Source organism: Janthinobacterium sp. GMG1 (genome assembly GCF_034427795.1).
Taxonomy (GTDB): Bacteria; Pseudomonadota; Gammaproteobacteria; order Burkholderiales; family Burkholderiaceae_D; genus Janthinobacterium.
This window is the reverse complement of record NZ_JAXQNT010000002.1, coordinates 37,173-54,267: the sequence shown is the minus strand read 5'-3', so window position 1 is coordinate 54,267 and position 17,095 is coordinate 37,173. Positions and strand designations below refer to the sequence as shown.

Below are 17,095 nucleotides of genomic sequence, written 5' to 3'. Positions count from 1 at the left end.
TTCAGACACAAATATCTCAAAATATTGAGAAGGCAACATTGTAAGAAATTGTTTCAACTGATGCGCAATTTGCAAGCAAGAGTCGTCCTCATCCGTTCCAGGCCGGCACCCGACCTGCATGCTGGAAAACATGAAAAACATTTCTATGTGAGCAATTTAAATTACCGGAAAGTCAGTAATTGTGTTGCTACTCTGCCTATTTTTCTGGCGCGCGCGCCGACGTCGAAAATCCCGTCTACGCCCCTGAATAATGCGGCAACGCACCAAAACAGGGCGCAATATTTCCCGTTTTCGGGCGTGCGGCAGCAAACATTGGCGATGCCGTGTATGCTTCGTCCCGTTTATCCATTATCGCCTGACAAATTGTGCGCTTTGTCGCGTAAATGATGCAGGACAAATGATGGGTAAAGCATGTTGATGTTTTAATCATGCGCCTGATACTGTTGCACTAATACAACGGGTGTCGACAAGGCATGCGCTATGATGGAATGGTCAATCAGGCCAATGCATTGGTTGGCAAGGGGCACTGGCTCTATCGCGTAGTACGGTTGGCGATGACCGGGATGCCTGAAAAAGCACTCGGCCTGGTACCGGAAGTAACATGTTGGAACTTGATGGAATGTGAAACGGTCGTTATAGTGCCGCTTCCGGTGCCCTTTGAGCACCGAACCGGCGCATGAAAATACGGTCGCTCTGCAGCCTTCAAGCTTATCGGTGCAATAGCGTGCCGATACCGATATGAATTGTTCCCCTGACCGGAACAGCAATGTGGCAGGTGGAGACCTTGCCCTCACTCATAAAAAGCGCTCTGTTAGAGCGCAGCTCGAGATGCATAGGCTGTATTACTTTTTGCTTCAAAATTAAAGGAAATCGCAATGAAAAAAACTCTGATCACCCTGGCAGTCCTGGCAGCAGCCACTGGCGTAGCCCAAGCTCAATCGAGCGTTGTTATCTACGGTACCGTTGACGCTGGTTTCGTCAGCGAGCGCGGCGGCAAAGCCGGCACCGTCAACAAAATCGATAGCGGCGTTGCTTCGGCTTCGCGTATCGGCTTCAAAGGCACCGAAGATCTGGGCAGCGGCCTGTCGGCACTGTTCGTTCTGGAATCGGGTTTCAACGTTGACACCGGCGCGCAAAATGCAAACGAAGGCCTGTTCGGTCGTCAAGCCTACGTTGGCCTGAGCAGCAAAACGGCTGGTACCGTAACCCTGGGTCGTCAATACACCCCTTGGTACAACACCCTGTCGAAAGTTGCTGATCCATTCGCAGTTGGTTACTCCGGTTCCGCCAAGAACTTGTTCCCAGCGAACACCACCCGTACCAGCAACACCGTGCTGTACACCTCGCCTAACTTCAGCGGTTTCGATGCTGACGTTGCTTACAGCACCGCCAGCAACGGCCAAGAGAGCCTGGTATCCAGCAAAATCGGTCGCCAAATGGGCGCATCGGTTGGCTACGCTAACGGTCCTTTGAACGCACGTGTTGCTTACAACACCACCAGCAACGAAACCGCAATCAGCGATGCTGGCAGCGCACGCAACTGGCTGGTAGCCGCTAACTACGACTTCACCGTTGTGAAAGCGTATGCTGCATACGGCGTCAACAAAGGCGACAACAGCTCGATCCGTAACAACGCCAACGCTGGTAACTTGTTCAACACCGCATCGACCGGTGGTCTGACCAACGACAGCACCACCGCCCTGATCGGCGCAACCGTACCAGTTGGTCCAGCTGGCACCGTGATGGCTTCGGTTATCCACGTCAACGACAAATCGGGCATCAACGCCGATGCGAACCAGTTCGCACTGGGCTACTCGTACGCTCTGTCGAAGCGCACCAGCACCTACGCTTCGTACGCCAAGATCTCGAACAAAAACAACGCTGGTTACACCGTTGGTAACAACAGCAATGTTGGTTCGGGCGACCAAGCGTTCAACGTTGGTGTTCGTCACTCGTTCTAATATTCGCGCAAGCGAAGCTTAGTACCGCTGCCAGCATCCCTTCGGGGATGCTGATAAGCAAGGAAACGCGTCTCCAGGCTAGTCCTGGCGGCGCGTTTTTGCATGTGCGGCGCCAGTTATAATGGCGCCGTTACTCAAGTAAAGGAATGCCATGTATTCATACACCTCGCCACGCCTGGCCGCTTTGCTGGCCGCGCTGCTGCTTGCTGGCGCCACGGGCACCGCTGTCGCGGCCGTCAAGGGCAAGAAGCCGGCTGGACTGGAGCGCTACGGCGTGGCCGTCTATTCCGACCTGTGCCTGCAAAAGGATAGCGGCGAAATCGGCGGCCAGCGCGTCACCCTGCACCGCTTTGCCGAGGCCGATTCAGTCATCTATGAATTCACGGCAGGCGCCCTGAGCTGGCCCATCGTGGCCAACGACGTCAATCTGGACGCGGCCACGGGCGCCTTCGACTTCACCATCGCCGGTGCCGACAGCGAAGAACGCACCATCGTCGGCAAGTTTTCGAAGGATGGGCAGACCCTGACCCTGGAAGGCGATTATTGCGGCGGCAACGTGCGCATGCCCATGAAATTGAGCCGCGTGCGCGATTTCGGCCGTCCCCTGAAAAACTGCACGCCATGCCCGCAGATGCCACAAGCGCCGACCGAGACAGTGCCTGCCGAAGAAAGCGCGCCAGCGCCCGCCGCCTGAGCGATTGCCGCTGACAAAAAGAAAAAGGCCCGGTATCGACCGGGCCTTTGTCATTTTCAGCGTTGTAAGGGGCTTATTTGACCGCCTGCGCCTTTTCCGCCGTGGCGCGGATGGTGGCAAGCGTCGCGTTCGGCGTGATCAGATTGCCGTCGTAGCGCAGCTCGATCAGGGCCGGAAGATTGTGCGCCTTGGCGTGCGCCAGCGCCCGTTGCAGGGCAGGGGCGAACTCTTCTGTCGTATTCACCACTTCGCCATGCGCGCCATACGCTTGCGCCAGCGCCGCGAAATCCGGGTTGTGCAGGGTCGTACCCGACACGCGGCCCGGATAATCGCGTTCCTGGTGCATGCGGATGGTGCCGAACATCTGATTATTGAAGACGATGATGACCACGCCCGCCTGGTATTGCACGGCGGTGGCCAGTTCCTGGCCATTCATCATGTATTCGCCATCGCCGGCGAAGGTGATCACGGTACGCCCGGGATGTACGATCTTCGCCGCCACGCCCGACGGCACGCCGTAGCCCATGGCGCCATTTGTCGGCGCCAGCTGCGTGCGCAGGCCGCCGTAGCGGTAAAAACGGTGCGCCCACGAGGCGTAGTTACCGGCGCCGTTCGTCAGGATCGTGTCGGCCGGCACTTGCGTCATGATCTCTTGCGTCACTTGCCACAGGTCCAGCGGCGCCTGGCCATCCTGGAAGATGGGCGGCTGCTCCTGGTAGGCTGCAAGCTCGGCCTTCGCTTCGGCTGGCGTATGCTGCCAGGCGGACGCATCGACGGGCGCCATGGCGGCCAGCATGGCGCACACTTGCGGCATGCCGCTGTTGATCATCAGTTCGGCCTGGTAGACGCTGCCCAGTTCCTCGGCATCCGTGTGGATGTGCACCAGGCGCTGGCGCGGCACGGGCGAATCGAACAGGGTATAGCCACCCGTCGTCATTTCGCCCAGGCGCGGGCCGATGGCGATGACCAGATCGGCATTTTTCACGCGCGCTGCCAGTTTCGGATTGATGCCGATGCCGACGTCGCCGATATAGTTCGGGTGGGCATTGTCGAGCAAGTCCTGGAAACGGAAGGCGCAGGCGACGGGCAGGTGGTTGCTTTCCGCAAACTGCTGCAGGTCGGCGCACGCTTGCGGCGTCCAGGTGGTGCCGCCCAGCAAGACCAGTGGCTGCTTGGCGGTCGCCAGCATGCCGCGCAACTGCTGCAGCTGGGCGCTGGACGGCGCCGCCTGCACGGGCTGGTAGGCGCGCGTGTCGGCGACAGTCGCCATGGAAATGAGCATGTCTTCCGGCAGGGCCAGCACGACGGGGCCGGGACGCCCGCTGGTGGCCACCTGGAAGGCGCGCGCCAGGTATTCGGGAATGCGCTCGGCGCGGTCAATCTGCGCCACCCACTTGGCCATCTGGCCGTACATGCGGCGGTAGTCGATTTCCTGGAAGGCTTCGCGGTCGACGAAATCATTGCCCACCTGGCCGATGAACAGGATCATCGGCGTGGAATCCTGGTAGGCCGTATGCACGCCGATCGAGGCGTTGGTGGCGCCCGGTCCGCGCGTGACGAAGCAGATGCCCGGCTTGCCCGTCAGTTTGCCGTAGGCTTCGGCCATGAAGGCGGCGCCGCCTTCCTGGCGGTTGATGATGAAGCGGATGCCCGAATCGTGCAGGGCGTCGAGCACGTCGAGATAGCTTTCGCCAGGCACGCCAAAGGCGGTGTCGACACCGTGGATCTGCAGGGCATCGACCAGGATCTGGCCGCCGGTACGGGGTTGTTGCGTCATGTTCGGCTCTTTATATTCTAGTGGGTGGCAAAGAAATGGGGCAGCGGTGCGCATGCGCCTGCATGCAAGCAGCTTGCCTCATTCTATGTGAGCCGATTTGGCCCGGCTTTTGAAATGGCGACACCGAATTACACAATCTCCCGACTGGCGCGCCGCGTTTTTGCAGAAACTTGCTGCGGCGCGGTACAATGGCGGGTGAAGCAGGCCAGACAGTCGCTGGCCGGCGCAGCAATGCGCTGGCGGGAGGAAGGTCCGGACTCCATAGAGCGGGGTGACGGTTAACGGCCGTCCGCTGAAAGCCGCAAGCGCAGTTAGCCCATGGTATAAGGCGAGGAATAGGGCCACAGAGACGAGCGTATTAAGTTACGGTGAAACGCGGTAACCTCCACCTGGTGCAATTTCAAATAGGCACGCGATGATGCTGCTCGCGGAGCGTGCGGGTAGAAAGCTTGAGCGTCCGAGTAATCTGGCGCCTAGAGGAATGACTGTCATAGCGCCGACCTGCAAGGGAAGGCGCCGTAACAAAATCCGGCCTACCGGCCTGCTTCACTTGAATTCCTGCTTCCTGGTCTGCCAGGGAGCATCCCGGCCGCGGCGCCTTTGCCTGCTGCGCGCCACTCAAAAGCCCCCGTAAAGGGGCTTTTTTTGTTTCTAAAAATATAGCACTTAAGATAAAGTTGTATATACAACTAAAAATGAACAAATGGTTAAAGTTTCCTATCTACAATTAATTGCTGCATTGCAAAAATAGTTTTCCTGCGTCAGGCCAGCCCCGGAAAACAGGGGCGATACGCGCCTTGGACGATTATTTTTTGCTTTAAACCAAGTCTTTCGCGGCCGCTGATTGCTGTTGTGTCTGGATGACGAAAGTATTGTCATGTGTCAACTAACTGTAAAAAATTCAATTTTTCGATTTCGTTTTTTTCGATGTTTACGGTAGGAAAACACATGTGTGCAGATGAGGTAGCACATTCACTATCTTTCATAAGTATCTAATTTATCGATATATTTTTATTTGAGACTCCTTCAACGATATGCGCTAAGTCCTTAATTTCATTAATAAAATTCCTGTTTTGCCAATCGGAAACCGCTTGACCACTATCTTTGCTTCCTCTAAAGTGGGCAACTGTGTGAAAAAGTGTGTTTTTGTGGGAAATTTTCCCTTTGTATCGTGATGCGCAAGCGTCGCAACCCAAGCTCAAAAAAGGTCTTCCGTGTTTCAAGGCGCGTCCGCAATCAATCTCGATGCCAAAGGCAGGATGTCTATCCCTGCCAAGCACCGTGACGCGCTGGCGATTCAATGCGAAGGCCGCTTGACCCTGACCAAACACCCCGATGGCTGCCTGCTGTTTTTCCCCCGTCCCGTGTGGGAAAGCCACCGCCAGCAAATCGCCGCCTGGCCCATGTCGGCGCGCGCCTGGCAGCGCATCTTCCTCGGCAACGCCGTCGACGTCGAGCTTGACTCGGCCGGCCGCGTGCTGATCTCGCCCGAATTGCGCAACGCCGTCGGACTGGCGCGCGAAGTCATGATGATCGGCATGGGCAGCCACTTTGAAATATGGGATGCCGCCAAGTTGGCTGACAAAGAACAGCAGGCGATCGATGCCGGCACCCCCGATGTACTTTCCAATTTTTCTTTCTAAGGCTCCGTAATGACACAACTCACGGTGCCGGAATTTCAGCATCGCACGGTGCTGCTCGATGAAGCGGTCGATGCGCTCGACCTGTCGGGCGACCGCGCGCACGGCGTTTACGTCGATGGCACGTTTGGCCGCGGCGGCCATAGCCGATTGATTTTGTCGCGCCTGGCGCCCGACGCGCGCCTGATCGGCTTTGACAAGGATTTGCAAGCCATCGCCACGGCCGAACAGATCGCCGACCCCCGTTTCCAGATCGTCCATGACAGCTTTGCCACCATGACGGCCAGCCTGGCCGAACGCGGTGTGCAGCAGGTCGATGGCATCCTGCTCGACCTGGGCATCTCGTCGCCGCAAGTCGACGACGCGGCGCGCGGTTTCAGCTTCCGCAACGACGGACCGCTGGACATGCGCATGGATACCACGCGCGGCATCTCCGCAGCCGAATGGCTGGCGGTGGAAACCGAGCAGAATTTAGAGAAAGTGATACGCGATTATGGGGAAGAACGGTTTGCTTTTCAGATTGCAAAGGCGATTGTTGCTGGCCGGGCAGTCCAGCCAATTTCAAGCACACGACAGCTTGCCGGCATCGTGGCAGGCGCCGTCAAGACCCGCGAGAAGGGTAAGGACCCCGCTACCCGCACCTTTCAGGCCATACGCATTTTCATTAACAAAGAGCTCGAGGATCTCGAGATCGGCCTGAGCCAGGCGTATGCCTGCCTGGCGCCCGGCGCGCGCATGGCCGTGATCAGCTTTCACTCGCTGGAAGACCGCATGGTCAAGCGCTTCTTCGCCTCGAAGGCGAACGTGGAGCAGCCTGACCGCCGCCTGCCGATCCGCGCGGTCGACTTGCCGCAGCCGGAAATGAAGCTGATTTCGAAGATGAAGCCGTCCGACGCCGAGATCGAGGGCAACCCGCGTTCGCGTTCGGCCGTGATGCGCGTGGCGCAGCGCTTGCCCATTCCAGCCAGTGGCGGCTCCCGATGACTGGCAAGCTGTGTGTCGTGCTGTCGGCCCTGCTGGTGTGCTGCGGCCTGTCGCTGGTGAATGCGCAGTACCAGTCGCGCCACCTGCTGATCGACCTGGAACGCGCGCAAGCGCTGTCGCGCCAGCTCGACATCGACTGGGCGCAACTGCAGCTGGACCAGTCCACTTTGGGCAAGCATGAACGCATCGAATCGATCGCACGGCGCGATCTGAGCATGACGCCGCTGACGGCGGCGCGTACGCAATACCTGACGGAGGGCGAATAATGAAGTTGGGCGGTAACAGCAACGGCCGGGTGGCGGCATCGAAAGGCGTGCCATTCTCGAAGAACCCCGTACTGGCGGTGCGTCTGCCCGTCTGGCGTTCGCGCGTCGTGCTGTTCCTGCTGTTCTTCGCTTTCGCCGGCCTGGGCGCGCGCGCCCTGTGGCTGCAGGGCGTGTCGACGCAGTTCCTGCAAAAGCAGGGCAAGGCGCGCTATGAACGCACGCTAGAATTGCCTGCCACGCGCGGCAAGATCACCGACCGCAATGGCCAGGTGCTGGCGTCGTCCGTGCCCGTAAAAGCCATCTGGGCCATTCCCGACGACGTGCTGCAGGCGTCGCCGGAAAAAATCAATGCGCTGGCCGGCCTGCTGGAAATGAACGTCAACGAATTGCGCAAGAAGCTAGATTCGGACCGCAGCTTCGTCTACCTGAAACGCCAGGTCGAGATGGACGTGGCCGACAAGATATCCAAGCTCGGCATCGACGGCATCGACGAGCGCAAGGAATACAAGCGCTTCTATCCGCAGGGCGAAGTGATGACCCACGTGGTGGGCTTTACCAACGTGGAAGACGTGGGCCAGGAAAGCATGGAACTGGCGCAGCAGAAAACCCTCGTCGGCACCACCGGTAGCCGCCGCGTGATCAAGGACCGCCTGGGCCACATCGTCGAAGACATCGGCTTCATCCACGAACCGCATGACGGCAAGGACCTGACCCTGTCCGTCGACAGCAAGATCCAGTACATCGCCTTCACGCAGCTGAAGGAAGCGGTGGAGAAATTCAATGCCAAAGCCGGTGGTGCGGTGGTGCTCGACGTGCATACGGGCGAAGTGCTGGCCCTGGCCAACTACCCCAGCTACGACCCGAACGACCGCCGCAAGCTGACGGGCCAGCAGCTGCGCAACCGCGTCATGACCGATACCTTCGAGCCTGGTTCGACCCTCAAGCCGATCACCGTCTCCCTGGCGCTCGACACGGGCCGGGTCAAGCCGGGCACCCTCATCGACACGGGGCCGGGCCGCTATACCATCGCCGACCGCACGATCACCGATACCAAGCCGCATGGCGTGATCAATGTCTCCGAAATCATCGAGATGTCGTCGAATATCGGCACCTCGAAAATCGCGCTGGGCATGCCGTCGCAGGAAATGTGGGAAATGTTTACCAAGGTGGGCTTCGGCCAGCAGCCGAAATGGGGTTTCCCCGGCGCCGTGGCCGGCAGGGTGCGTCCGTATAAATCGTGGCGCCCGGTGGAGCAGGCGACCATGAGCTACGGTAACGGCATTTCCGTGTCGCTGATCCAGCTGGCACGCTCTTACATGATGTTCGCGCGCGATGGCGACACGATTCCCCTGTCGTTCCAGAAGGTCAATGAACTGCCCGTGGGCCAGCAAGTGATCAAGCCGAAGACGGCCGCCGAAATGCGCGCCATGCTCGAACTGGTGGTCTCCGGCGCGCACGGCTCGGCCAAGCGCGCCCAGGTCGCCGGCTACCGCGTGGGCGGCAAGACGGGCACCGCCTATAAAGTGGAAAACGGCCGCTATGCGATGCCGCGCAAATACATCGGCTCTTTCGTGGGCATGGTGCCGATGTCGGCGCCGCGCTTCATCATTGCCGTGATGATCGATGAACCGACCGGCCCGGCCCACTATGGTGGCCAGGTTGCCGCTCCCGCTTTCGCGGCGATTGCGACCAACGCGCTGCGCGCGATGAACGTACCGCCCGATTCCTCCGTTACCGAAATCGTGGTCCCGGCCAATGCCGGCCCGGAGGCCATGTGAAGTCACTCATGACCATACAAGACATCAGTTTGTGGATCAAAGCGGCCGCCCCGTCCGGGCAGCTGACGTCCGATTCGCGCCGCGTGCAGCGCGGCGACGTGTTTTTCGCCTATGCGGGCGCCACGCATTTCATCGACGCCGCCATCGAGCAGGGCGCCGCCGCCATCGTGCATGACGCCGTGGAGTGGAACGCCGCATGGGGCGTGCCGCACCTGCTGGTCAGCGACCTGAAACGCCTGGCCGGCCCCGTGGCGCATGCGTTTTACGACATGCCCGACAGCGCCATGTTCAGCGCCGGCGTGACGGGCACGAATGGCAAGACCTCGTGCGCACTGTGGCTGGCGCAAGCCCTGGCGCGCCTCGGTGAAACGTCTTCCGTCATCGGGACCCTGGGCGTGGGCCTGTGCAAGCCGCGCGGCGCCATCGAATTCGACGTGACCGGCTACACCACGCCGGACGCCGTGCTGCTGGCGCGCAAACTGGCCGCAATGCGAGACGCCGGCGCCAAGGCCGTCGCCATCGAAGTGTCGTCGATCGGCCTGGACCAGGACCGCGCGGCGGGCATGCATTTCGATGTCGCCATGTTTACCAATTTGACGCGCGACCACCTCGACTACCATGGCGACATGGCGGCCTACGAGGCGGCCAAGGTAAAACTGTTCGACTGGCCTGGCCTGAAAACGGCCGTCATCAACCTCGATGACGCCATGGGCCTGCGCCTGGCGCGCCACGTGGAGGGCAAGCTGGCCGGCGAATATCCCGTCATCGGCTACACCTTGCAGGATACGGCCGCCTTGCCCGACCTGCCGGGCGTACTGATGCTGCGCGCCAGCCAGTTCCGCAGCCGCCATGCCGGCACCGACTTCCACCTCGAATGCGCGCTCGGCGTGGCGCTGGTCAAGACGCAGCTGGTGGGCCACTTCAATATCAGCAACGCGCTGGCGGTGCTGGGCGCCTTGCTGGCGCACGGCACCGGCCTGCGCGCCGCCATCGACGGCATCGAATCGCTGCAACCGGCCCCCGGTCGCATGCAGCAGGTGGGCGGCCAGGAAGCGCCGATGGTCGTCATCGATTATGCGCATACGCCGGACGCGCTGGAAAAAACCCTGGCCGCCTTGCGCCAGGTGGCGCAGGAGCGGGGCGGTCAGCTGTGGTGCGTGTTCGGCTGCGGCGGCGACCGCGATCCGGGCAAGCGTCCGCAGATGGGCGCCATCGCGCAGCTGGCCGATCACGTGCTGGTCACCAGCGACAATCCGCGCAGCGAAGACCCGCACGCCATCATCGCGCAGATCGTCGCCGGCATGCGTGCCGACGGTCCGCAGCCGCAAGCCATCGAAGACCGCGCCGGCGCCATTTTGTCGGCCATCAAGCACGCGGCCAAGCCGGACGTGATCCTGTTGGCGGGCAAGGGCCATGAGCCGTACCAGGAAATCAAGGGCAAGAAACTGCCGTTCTCCGATGCCGACCATGCGCAACTGGCCCTGTCCGCGCGCCTGACGATGATGAGGACGAACTGATGGATAGCTTCATGCGCGCGACCCTGACAGAACTGATGCCGTCGCTGGACGACGCACAGCTGACGGGCGACGCATCCTTTGATGGCGTCTCCACCGACAGCCGCAGCGCCCAGGCCGGTTCGCTGTTCGTTGCCCTGCGCGGCGAGAGTTTCGACGCCCACGATTTCCTGGGCCAAGTGGCCGCGCGCGGCGTCGCCGCCGTGGTGGTCGAGCGCTTGCCTGAAGGCTGGGACAGCGGCAAGGTGCCGGCCATCGTGGTGGCCGATACCCTGGTGGCGCTGGGCCGCATCGCCAACCACTGGCGCGGCCGTTTCAATTTACCCGTCATCGGCGTCACCGGCAGCAATGGCAAGACCACCGTCAAGGAAATGATTTCGGCCATCCTGGCGGCGGCCTTTGGCGAAGAGGGCCGGCTGGCCACGCGCGGCAACCTGAATAATGAAATCGGCGTGCCATTGACCCTGTTCCGCCTGAGCGAGCAGCACAAGGCGGCCGTCATCGAGATGGGCATGAACCATCCGGGCGAGATCGCCCGCCTGGCCGCGATTGCCGCGCCGACGCTGGCGATGGTCAACAACGCGCAGCGCGAGCATCAGGAATTCATGCATACGGTGGAAGCCGTGGCGCGCGAGAACGGCGCCGCGCTGGCAGCCCTGGCGCATGACGGCGTGGCCGTCTTCCCGCATGGCGATGAATATACGCCCGTGTGGCGCGAGCTGGCCGGCGCGCGCGCCGTCATCACCTTCGGCCTGTCGAAAGAGGCGGACGTCAGTTGCACGCACCGCGCGGCCGAGGATTTTGGCAGCGACCTGTTCGTCAGCGCGCGCGCACCGGACGGCAGCTTGCGCCAGTTTTTTGTCGGCTTGCAGGCGGCCGGCGAACACAATGTGCGCAATGCGCTGGCGGCCGTGGCATGCGCGATCGGCGCCGGCATCGCGCCAGAACAGATCAAGCAGGGCCTGGAGGCGTTTTCTCCCGTGAATGGCCGCCTGCAGAAAAAACGTGCCGCCAATGGCGCCACCATCATCGATGACACGTATAACGCCAATCCTGATTCGGCGCGCGCGGCCATCGATGTGCTGGCGCAGGCAGCGGCACCGCGCATCCTGGTGTTGGGCGAGATGGGCGAAGTCGGCACGCAGGGGCAGCAGTTCCACGAAGAGATCGGCGCCTACGCCGCCGTCAAAGGCATCGAACACGTGCTGGCGACGGGCGGCCTGGCGCGCCATCTGGTCAATCCGGCGCAGGAAGCCGCCAGCCAGGAATCAGGCACGGTCGTGGAGTATTTCGAACAGTTCGACGGTTTGCTGGCGGCGCTCGATGCGCATTTGTCCGGCCGTTCGGATGCAACAGTATTAATCAAGGGCTCCCGTTTCATGAAGATGGAACGGGCCGTGCAGCATTTGATTGGTTCAAACAACAATAACAAGGAAGCTCACTAATCATGCTGCTCTGGCTCGCTCATTATTTCCAGGACGACATTGGCCCACTGCGGGTCTTTAACTTCATCACGTTCCGCGCCGTTTTCGCCACCTTGACGGCGATCCTGATCGGCCTGTGCGCCGGTCCCGCCGTGATCCGCATGCTCACGCGCATGAAGGTCGGCCAGGCCGTGCGTACGGACGGCCCGCAAACGCATCTGAAAAAACACGGCACCCCGACCATGGGCGGTGTGCTGATCCTCATCGCCATCGGCATTTCGACCTTGCTGTGGGCCGACCTGTCGAACCGCTTCATCTGGCCCGTATTGATCGTCACCCTGGGCTTTGGCGCCATCGGCTGGGCCGACGACTACCGCAAGGTGGTGCACCAGGATCCGGAAGGCATGCGCTCGCGCGAGAAATACTTCTGGCAGTCGCTGATCGGCCTTGCCGCCGCGTTTTACCTGGCGTTTTCCGTCTCCATCTCCGAGCCCAATGCCGGCCAGGTGTGGAATCTGATCTACGCCTGGGTGCAATCGGGCTTCGCCATGGACTTGCCGCCGAAGGCCGACCTGATCGTCCCGTTCTTCAAGACCATCAGCTATCCGCTGGGCGTATGGGGCTTCATCGCGCTGACCTATTGCGTCATCGTCGGCACCAGCAACGCCGTCAATTTCACCGACGGCCTCGATGGCCTGGCCATCATGCCGACCGTGATGGTGGGCACGGCCCTGGGCCTGTTCGCCTATCTGACGGGTAACGCCACGTATGCGCGCTACCTGTTCATCCCGCACATTCCTGGCGCCGGCGAGCTGGTGATCTTCTGCGGCGCGCTGGCCGGTTCCGGCCTGGCCTTCCTCTGGTATAACACGCACCCCGCTAAAGTGTTCATGGGCGACGTGGGCGCGCTGGCACTGGGCGGCGCATTGGGTACCGTCGCTGTCATCGTGCGCCAGGAAATCGTCCTGTTCATCATGGGCGGCATCTTCGTCGTCGAAACGCTGTCCGTGATCATCCAGGTCGTCTGGTTCAAGTACACCAAGAAACGCTTTGGCGTTGGCCGCCGCGTCTTCCTGATGGCGCCATTGCATCACCATTTTGAACAAAAAGGCTGGAAGGAGACGCAGGTTGTCGTGCGTTTCTGGATCATCACCATGATGCTGGTGCTGCTCGGCCTGACCACCTTGAAGCTGCGCTGATGATGTACGACGCTAAAACCGCACTGGTACTGGGCCTCGGGGAGTCAGGCCTGGCCATGGCCCTGTGGCTTGCCCGCAGCGGTGCCTGCGTGCGCGTGGCCGATACAAGGGAAACCCCGGAGCGCCTGGCAGCCTTGCAGGCCGCCGTGCCGCAGGCGCAGTTCATCGCCGGCGCTTTCACGGCCGACCTGCTCGATGGCGTCGACTTCGTCGCCGTCAGCCCTGGCCTGGCACCTGGCCGCGAACTGGCGCACATCGCTCCGGCCGCAGCTGAAAAAAATATCCCCGTCTGGGGCGAGATCGAGCTGTTCGCGCAGGCGCTGGCCGCGCTGAAAACGGAACGCGGCTATGCGCCGAAAGTCATCGCCATCACGGGCACGAATGGCAAGACGACCGTCACCAGCCTGGTAGGCTTGCTGTGCGAACGCGCGGGATTGCTCACGCGCGTAGCCGGCAATATCAGCCCGGCCGCGCTGGACGTGCTGCGCGAAGTGCTGGACGCCGAACCGGCGCCGCAGCCTGTGGTTGAAGGCGAAGAAGTCGCCGAACCCGTGGCCAGCACCTTGCCGCAGGCGTGGATCCTGGAGCTATCGAGCTTCCAGCTGCACACGACCTTCAGCCTGCAGGCCGATGCGGCCACGGTCTTGAATCTGTCGCAGGACCACCTGGACTGGCATGGCGACATGGCTGCCTACGCTGCCGACAAGGCGCGCATCTTCGGCGAGCAGACCGTGCGCATATTGAACCGCGACGATGCGCTTGTGATGCACATGGCCGATCCGCTGGCCGAGACGATCACCTTCGGCACGGGCGAGCCGGCGGAAGTCGACAGCTTTGGCCTGGTGAATGAACGCGGCATCTTCTGGCTGGCGCAAGCCGTGCCCAGCGAAGAAGTGATCGAGAAAAAACGCAGGAAGAACGATCCGGCGCCCGAACCGGTGCCGACGATGGCGAAAAAACTGATGCCGGCCGACGCGCTGAAAATCCGCGGCCAGCACAATGCCTCGAATGCGCTGGCGGCGCTGGCCCTGTGCCGCGCCATCGGCCTGCCATTCGCGCCGCTGCTGCACGGCTTGCGCGAATACCAGGGCGAGCCGCATCGTGTGGAGTTGATCACGGCCGTCAATGAAGTCGAGTATTACGACGACAGCAAGGGCACGAACGTGGGCGCGACAGTGGCCGCACTGTTTGGCCTGGGCAAGGCGTTTGGCGGCGCGGAACAGCGTCTGGTGCTGATCGCCGGCGGCGATGGCAAGGGGCAGGATTTCTCTCCGCTGGCGGAACCCGTGTCGCGCTACGTGCGCGCGGTGGTGCTGATCGGCCGCGATGCGCCAGCCTTGCGCGCGGCGCTTGAACCATCCGGCGTGGACATCGTCGACTGCGCCACCTTGCCGGAAGCCGTCAAGCGCGCCAGCAGCCTGGCGCTGGCCGGCGACGCCGTGCTCCTGTCGCCCGCGTGCGCGAGCCTGGACATGTTCAAGAACTATGCGCACCGCGCGCAGGTATTTGTCGACGCCGTGCGCGACATCGCCCTGGAAAACGGACAGGATATCTGATGGCCTTTCAACTGCCCTTCAGCTTTGGTTCCGGCTCGGCTGCCAAGCCGCTGGATAGCCGCGCGCGGCAGTCGAAGATGATGGACTACGACAAGCCGCTGGTGTGGGTCGTCCTGCTGCTCATGTTGCTGGGCATGGTGATGGTGTATTCGGCGTCGATTTCGCTGTCCGATGCGCGCAAGTTCGCCGCCTATACGAACAATTATTTTGTCGTGCGCCAGGCGCTGTTCATCGGTATTTCGATCATTGTCGGCGCGCTGGTATTCCGCATCCCCGTCGCCACCTGGCAAAAGATGGCGCCGTGGCTGTTCATCGGCACCCTGGTGCTGCTGGTGATGGTGCTGATACCGGGCCTGGGCGTGTCGGTCAATGGCGGGCGCCGCTGGCTGAACCTGCCGGGCCTGCGGCCGCAGCCTTCCGAGCTGATGAAAGTGGTGATGGTGCTGTACGCGGCCGATTACACGGTGCGCAAGCAGGAATACATGCACAAGCTGACCAAGGGCTTCATGCCGATGGCGCTGGCCGTCAGCTTCGTCGGCCTGCTGCTGCTGATGGAGCCCGATCTCGGTGCTTTCGGCGTGATCGTCTGCATCGCCATGGGCATCCTGTTTCTGGGCGGCGTCAATGCCATCTGGTTCGGCGGCATCGGCGCCATGCTGACGGCGATTTTCGTCACCATCATCGCCCTGTCGAAATTCCGCCGCGAGCGGTTTTTTGCGTATCTCGATCCGTGGCAGGAAGACAATGCGCTGAACAAGGCGTATCAGCTGACACACTCCTTGATCGCCTTCGGGCGTGGCGAGCTGTTTGGCGTGGGACTGGGCGGCAGCGTGGAAAAGCTGCATTACCTGCCCGAAGCGCATACGGACTTTTTGCTGGCCGTGATCGGCGAGGAACTGGGCCTGGTCGGCGTGCTGGTCGTGATCGGCATGTTTTACTGGATTATCAAGCGGGCGTTCGACATCGGCCGCCAGGCGATCGCCATCGACCAGACCTTCGCGGGACTGACGGCGAAGGGCATCGCCATCTGGATCGGCGTGCAGACCTTCATCAACATGGGCGTGAACCTGGGCCTGCTGCCGACCAAGGGTCTGACTTTGCCCTTGATGAGTTATGGCGGCACGGGTGTACTGATTAACTGTATCGGCCTGGCGATTTTGCTGCGCATCGATTATGAAAACCGGATCCTGATGCGCGGGGGGCGGCTATGAACAACGTGACGAACTTGAAAACGACAAAAAGACTGATGATCATGGCGGCAGGTACCGGCGGCCATATTTTCCCGGGTCTGGCGATTGCGCAGACGATGCGCGCGCGCGGCTGGGAAGTGAGCTGGCTGGGCACGACCCACGGCATGGAGCAGGAACTGGTGCCGAAAAGCGGCATTCCCATGGATGCCATTGCATTTTCCGGCATGCGCGGCAAAGGCCTGGCGCACACGGTGAAGGGCGGCTTCAAGATGCTGGCCAGCTTTTTTGCCATCCGCCGTTTCATCGCCAGCCGCAAGCCGGACGTGGTGATGGGCATGGGCGGCTACGTCACCGTGCCGGGCGGCCTGATGGCGCGCCTGAAGGGCGTGCCGCTGGTGCTGGTCAATGCCGACGCGGCGCTGCTGTTGTCGAACAAGACCCTGGTGCCGCTGGCGCAGCAGGTGTGCTTCGGCTTTCCCGCCGATTTCGGCAGCGCCGCCGGCAAGGCCGTCGTCACGGGCAATCCCGTGCGCGCCGAGATCCTCGCGATGGCGCCGCCAGCCGCGCGCTTCGCGGGCCGCAGCGGACCGTTGCGCATTCTGGTGGTGGGCGGCAGCCTGGGCGCGAAAGCGCTGAACGACAGCCTGCCTGCCGCGCTGGCCCTGATGCCGGAGGGCGAGCGCCCGCTGGTGACGCACCAGTCGGGCAAGAAGAATATCGACGCCCTGCATGTCGCGTATGCGCAGGCGGGCGTGGAAGCCAATGTGGTCGACTTTATCGACGACATGGCCAGGGCGTACACGGAAGCGGACCTGGTGATTTGCCGCGCAGGCGCCATCACCCTGTCGGAACTGACGGCGGCCGGCGTGGCCAGCGTGCTCGTGCCGCTGGTGGCGTCGACCACCAGCCACCAGCGCGACAATGCGCAATGGATGGCAAAACAAGGCGCGGCGATTCATCTGCCGCAGACGGAAATGAGTGCGGCGTCGCTGAGCGCCTTGCTGGCGTCGCTGAGCCGCGACACTTGCCAGCAGATGGCGCTGGCGGCGCTGGCAGCAGGCAAGCGCGACGCCAATGAGGCGATCGCACACGTATTGGAAAAACTGGCATGA

At 61.6% G+C, this 17,095-nt stretch carries 13 protein-coding genes and 1 other RNA gene; 13 read left to right on the top strand and 1 reads right to left on the bottom strand.

Going from position 1 to position 17,095, the window contains the following annotated elements:
* Positions 1-875 precede the first annotated feature (875 nt).
* Together SJI03_RS05145 and SJI03_RS05140 are read left to right on the top strand one after the other, a co-directional pair.
* Positions 876-1,961, top strand: coding sequence for a porin (locus SJI03_RS05145; protein WP_099379765.1), 1,086 nt, complete (start codon positions 876-878; stop codon positions 1,959-1,961).
* A gap of 151 nt (positions 1,962-2,112) precedes the next feature.
* Positions 2,113-2,655: a hypothetical protein gene (locus tag SJI03_RS05140; protein WP_322426465.1), complete on the top strand. Its 543-nt coding sequence runs from the start codon at positions 2,113-2,115 to the stop codon at positions 2,653-2,655.
* 73 nt (positions 2,656-2,728) lie between these two features.
* Here the strand turns inward: SJI03_RS05140 and SJI03_RS05135 are convergent, their stop codons facing one another.
* Positions 2,729-4,432, bottom strand: a complete 1,704-nt coding sequence (locus tag SJI03_RS05135) for a thiamine pyrophosphate-binding protein (protein ID WP_322426464.1) — start codon at positions 4,430-4,432, stop codon at positions 2,729-2,731.
* A 197-nt stretch (positions 4,433-4,629) separates the two neighbouring features.
* On the opposite strand from SJI03_RS05135, the gene rnpB reads away from it, so the two are divergent.
* From rnpB to murG, 11 genes are all read left to right on the top strand, one after another.
* Positions 4,630-4,984: RNase P RNA component class A (rnpB, locus tag SJI03_RS05130), an RNA gene on the top strand.
* 662 nt (positions 4,985-5,646) lie between these two features.
* Positions 5,647-6,075 carry a division/cell wall cluster transcriptional repressor MraZ gene (gene mraZ, locus SJI03_RS05125; protein WP_034748899.1) on the top strand — a complete coding sequence of 143 codons (429 nt, stop codon included), beginning with the start codon at positions 5,647-5,649 and terminating at the stop codon, positions 6,073-6,075.
* 9 nt (positions 6,076-6,084) lie between these two features.
* Positions 6,085-7,056 (top strand): 16S rRNA (cytosine(1402)-N(4))-methyltransferase RsmH, encoded by a 972-nt coding sequence (gene rsmH / locus SJI03_RS05120; RefSeq protein ID WP_099379768.1) that lies wholly within the window; start codon positions 6,085-6,087, stop codon positions 7,054-7,056.
* Positions 7,053-7,322: a cell division protein FtsL gene (gene ftsL / locus SJI03_RS05115; RefSeq protein WP_034748894.1), complete on the top strand. Its 270-nt coding sequence runs from the start codon at positions 7,053-7,055 to the stop codon at positions 7,320-7,322. Before rsmH ends, ftsL begins: the two co-directional genes overlap by 4 nt.
* Positions 7,322-9,100 carry a peptidoglycan D,D-transpeptidase FtsI family protein gene (locus SJI03_RS05110; protein WP_034748891.1) on the top strand — a complete coding sequence of 593 codons (1,779 nt, stop codon included), beginning with the start codon at positions 7,322-7,324 and terminating at the stop codon, positions 9,098-9,100. The genes ftsL and SJI03_RS05110 overlap by 1 nt, the downstream gene beginning before the upstream one ends.
* An 8-nt stretch (positions 9,101-9,108) precedes the next feature.
* A complete protein-coding gene (locus SJI03_RS05105; RefSeq protein WP_322426463.1) occupies positions 9,109-10,617 on the top strand; it encodes a UDP-N-acetylmuramoyl-L-alanyl-D-glutamate--2,6-diaminopimelate ligase in 1,509 nt (502 codons plus the stop codon).
* Between the two features lie 11 nt (positions 10,618-10,628).
* Positions 10,629-12,059 (top strand): UDP-N-acetylmuramoyl-tripeptide--D-alanyl-D-alanine ligase, encoded by a 1,431-nt coding sequence (locus tag SJI03_RS05100; RefSeq protein WP_322426873.1) that lies wholly within the window; start codon positions 10,629-10,631, stop codon positions 12,057-12,059.
* Positions 12,060-12,061: 2 nt separating this feature from the next.
* Entirely contained in the window at positions 12,062-13,237 is a 1,176-nt protein-coding gene (gene mraY, locus SJI03_RS05095; protein WP_099379770.1) for a phospho-N-acetylmuramoyl-pentapeptide-transferase, read from the top strand.
* A complete protein-coding gene (murD, locus tag SJI03_RS05090; RefSeq protein ID WP_322426462.1) occupies positions 13,237-14,793 on the top strand; it encodes a UDP-N-acetylmuramoyl-L-alanine--D-glutamate ligase in 1,557 nt (518 codons plus the stop codon). Before mraY ends, murD begins: the two co-directional genes overlap by 1 nt.
* Positions 14,793-16,004, top strand: a complete 1,212-nt coding sequence (gene ftsW, locus SJI03_RS05085; RefSeq protein WP_035824835.1) for a putative lipid II flippase FtsW — start codon at positions 14,793-14,795, stop codon at positions 16,002-16,004. Before murD ends, ftsW begins: the two co-directional genes overlap by 1 nt.
* Positions 16,001-17,095 (top strand): undecaprenyldiphospho-muramoylpentapeptide beta-N-acetylglucosaminyltransferase, encoded by a 1,095-nt coding sequence (gene murG, locus SJI03_RS05080; protein WP_322426461.1) that lies wholly within the window; start codon positions 16,001-16,003, stop codon positions 17,093-17,095. Before ftsW ends, murG begins: the two co-directional genes overlap by 4 nt.

Excerpts from the sequence above, each read along its gene's own strand:
- SJI03_RS05145 (WP_099379765.1), top strand. The coding sequence starts at position 876 with ATGAAAAAAACTCTGATCACCCTGGCAGTCCTGGCAGCAGCCACTGGC.
- SJI03_RS05140 (WP_322426465.1), top strand. The coding sequence starts at position 2,113 with ATGTATTCATACACCTCGCCACGCCTGGCCGCTTTGCTGGCCGCGCTG.
- SJI03_RS05135 (WP_322426464.1), bottom strand. The coding sequence starts at position 4,432 with ATGACGCAACAACCCCGTACCGGCGGCCAGATCCTGGTCGATGCCCTG.
- rsmH (WP_099379768.1), top strand. The coding sequence starts at position 6,085 with ATGACACAACTCACGGTGCCGGAATTTCAGCATCGCACGGTGCTGCTC.
- ftsL (WP_034748894.1), top strand. The coding sequence starts at position 7,053 with ATGACTGGCAAGCTGTGTGTCGTGCTGTCGGCCCTGCTGGTGTGCTGC.
- SJI03_RS05110 (WP_034748891.1), top strand. The coding sequence starts at position 7,322 with ATGAAGTTGGGCGGTAACAGCAACGGCCGGGTGGCGGCATCGAAAGGC.
- SJI03_RS05105 (WP_322426463.1), top strand. The coding sequence starts at position 9,109 with ATGACCATACAAGACATCAGTTTGTGGATCAAAGCGGCCGCCCCGTCC.
- SJI03_RS05100 (WP_322426873.1), top strand. The coding sequence starts at position 10,629 with ATGCGCGCGACCCTGACAGAACTGATGCCGTCGCTGGACGACGCACAG.
- mraY (WP_099379770.1), top strand. The coding sequence starts at position 12,062 with ATGCTGCTCTGGCTCGCTCATTATTTCCAGGACGACATTGGCCCACTG.
- murD (WP_322426462.1), top strand. The coding sequence starts at position 13,237 with ATGATGTACGACGCTAAAACCGCACTGGTACTGGGCCTCGGGGAGTCA.
- ftsW (WP_035824835.1), top strand. The coding sequence starts at position 14,793 with ATGGCCTTTCAACTGCCCTTCAGCTTTGGTTCCGGCTCGGCTGCCAAG.
- murG (WP_322426461.1), top strand. The coding sequence starts at position 16,001 with ATGAACAACGTGACGAACTTGAAAACGACAAAAAGACTGATGATCATG.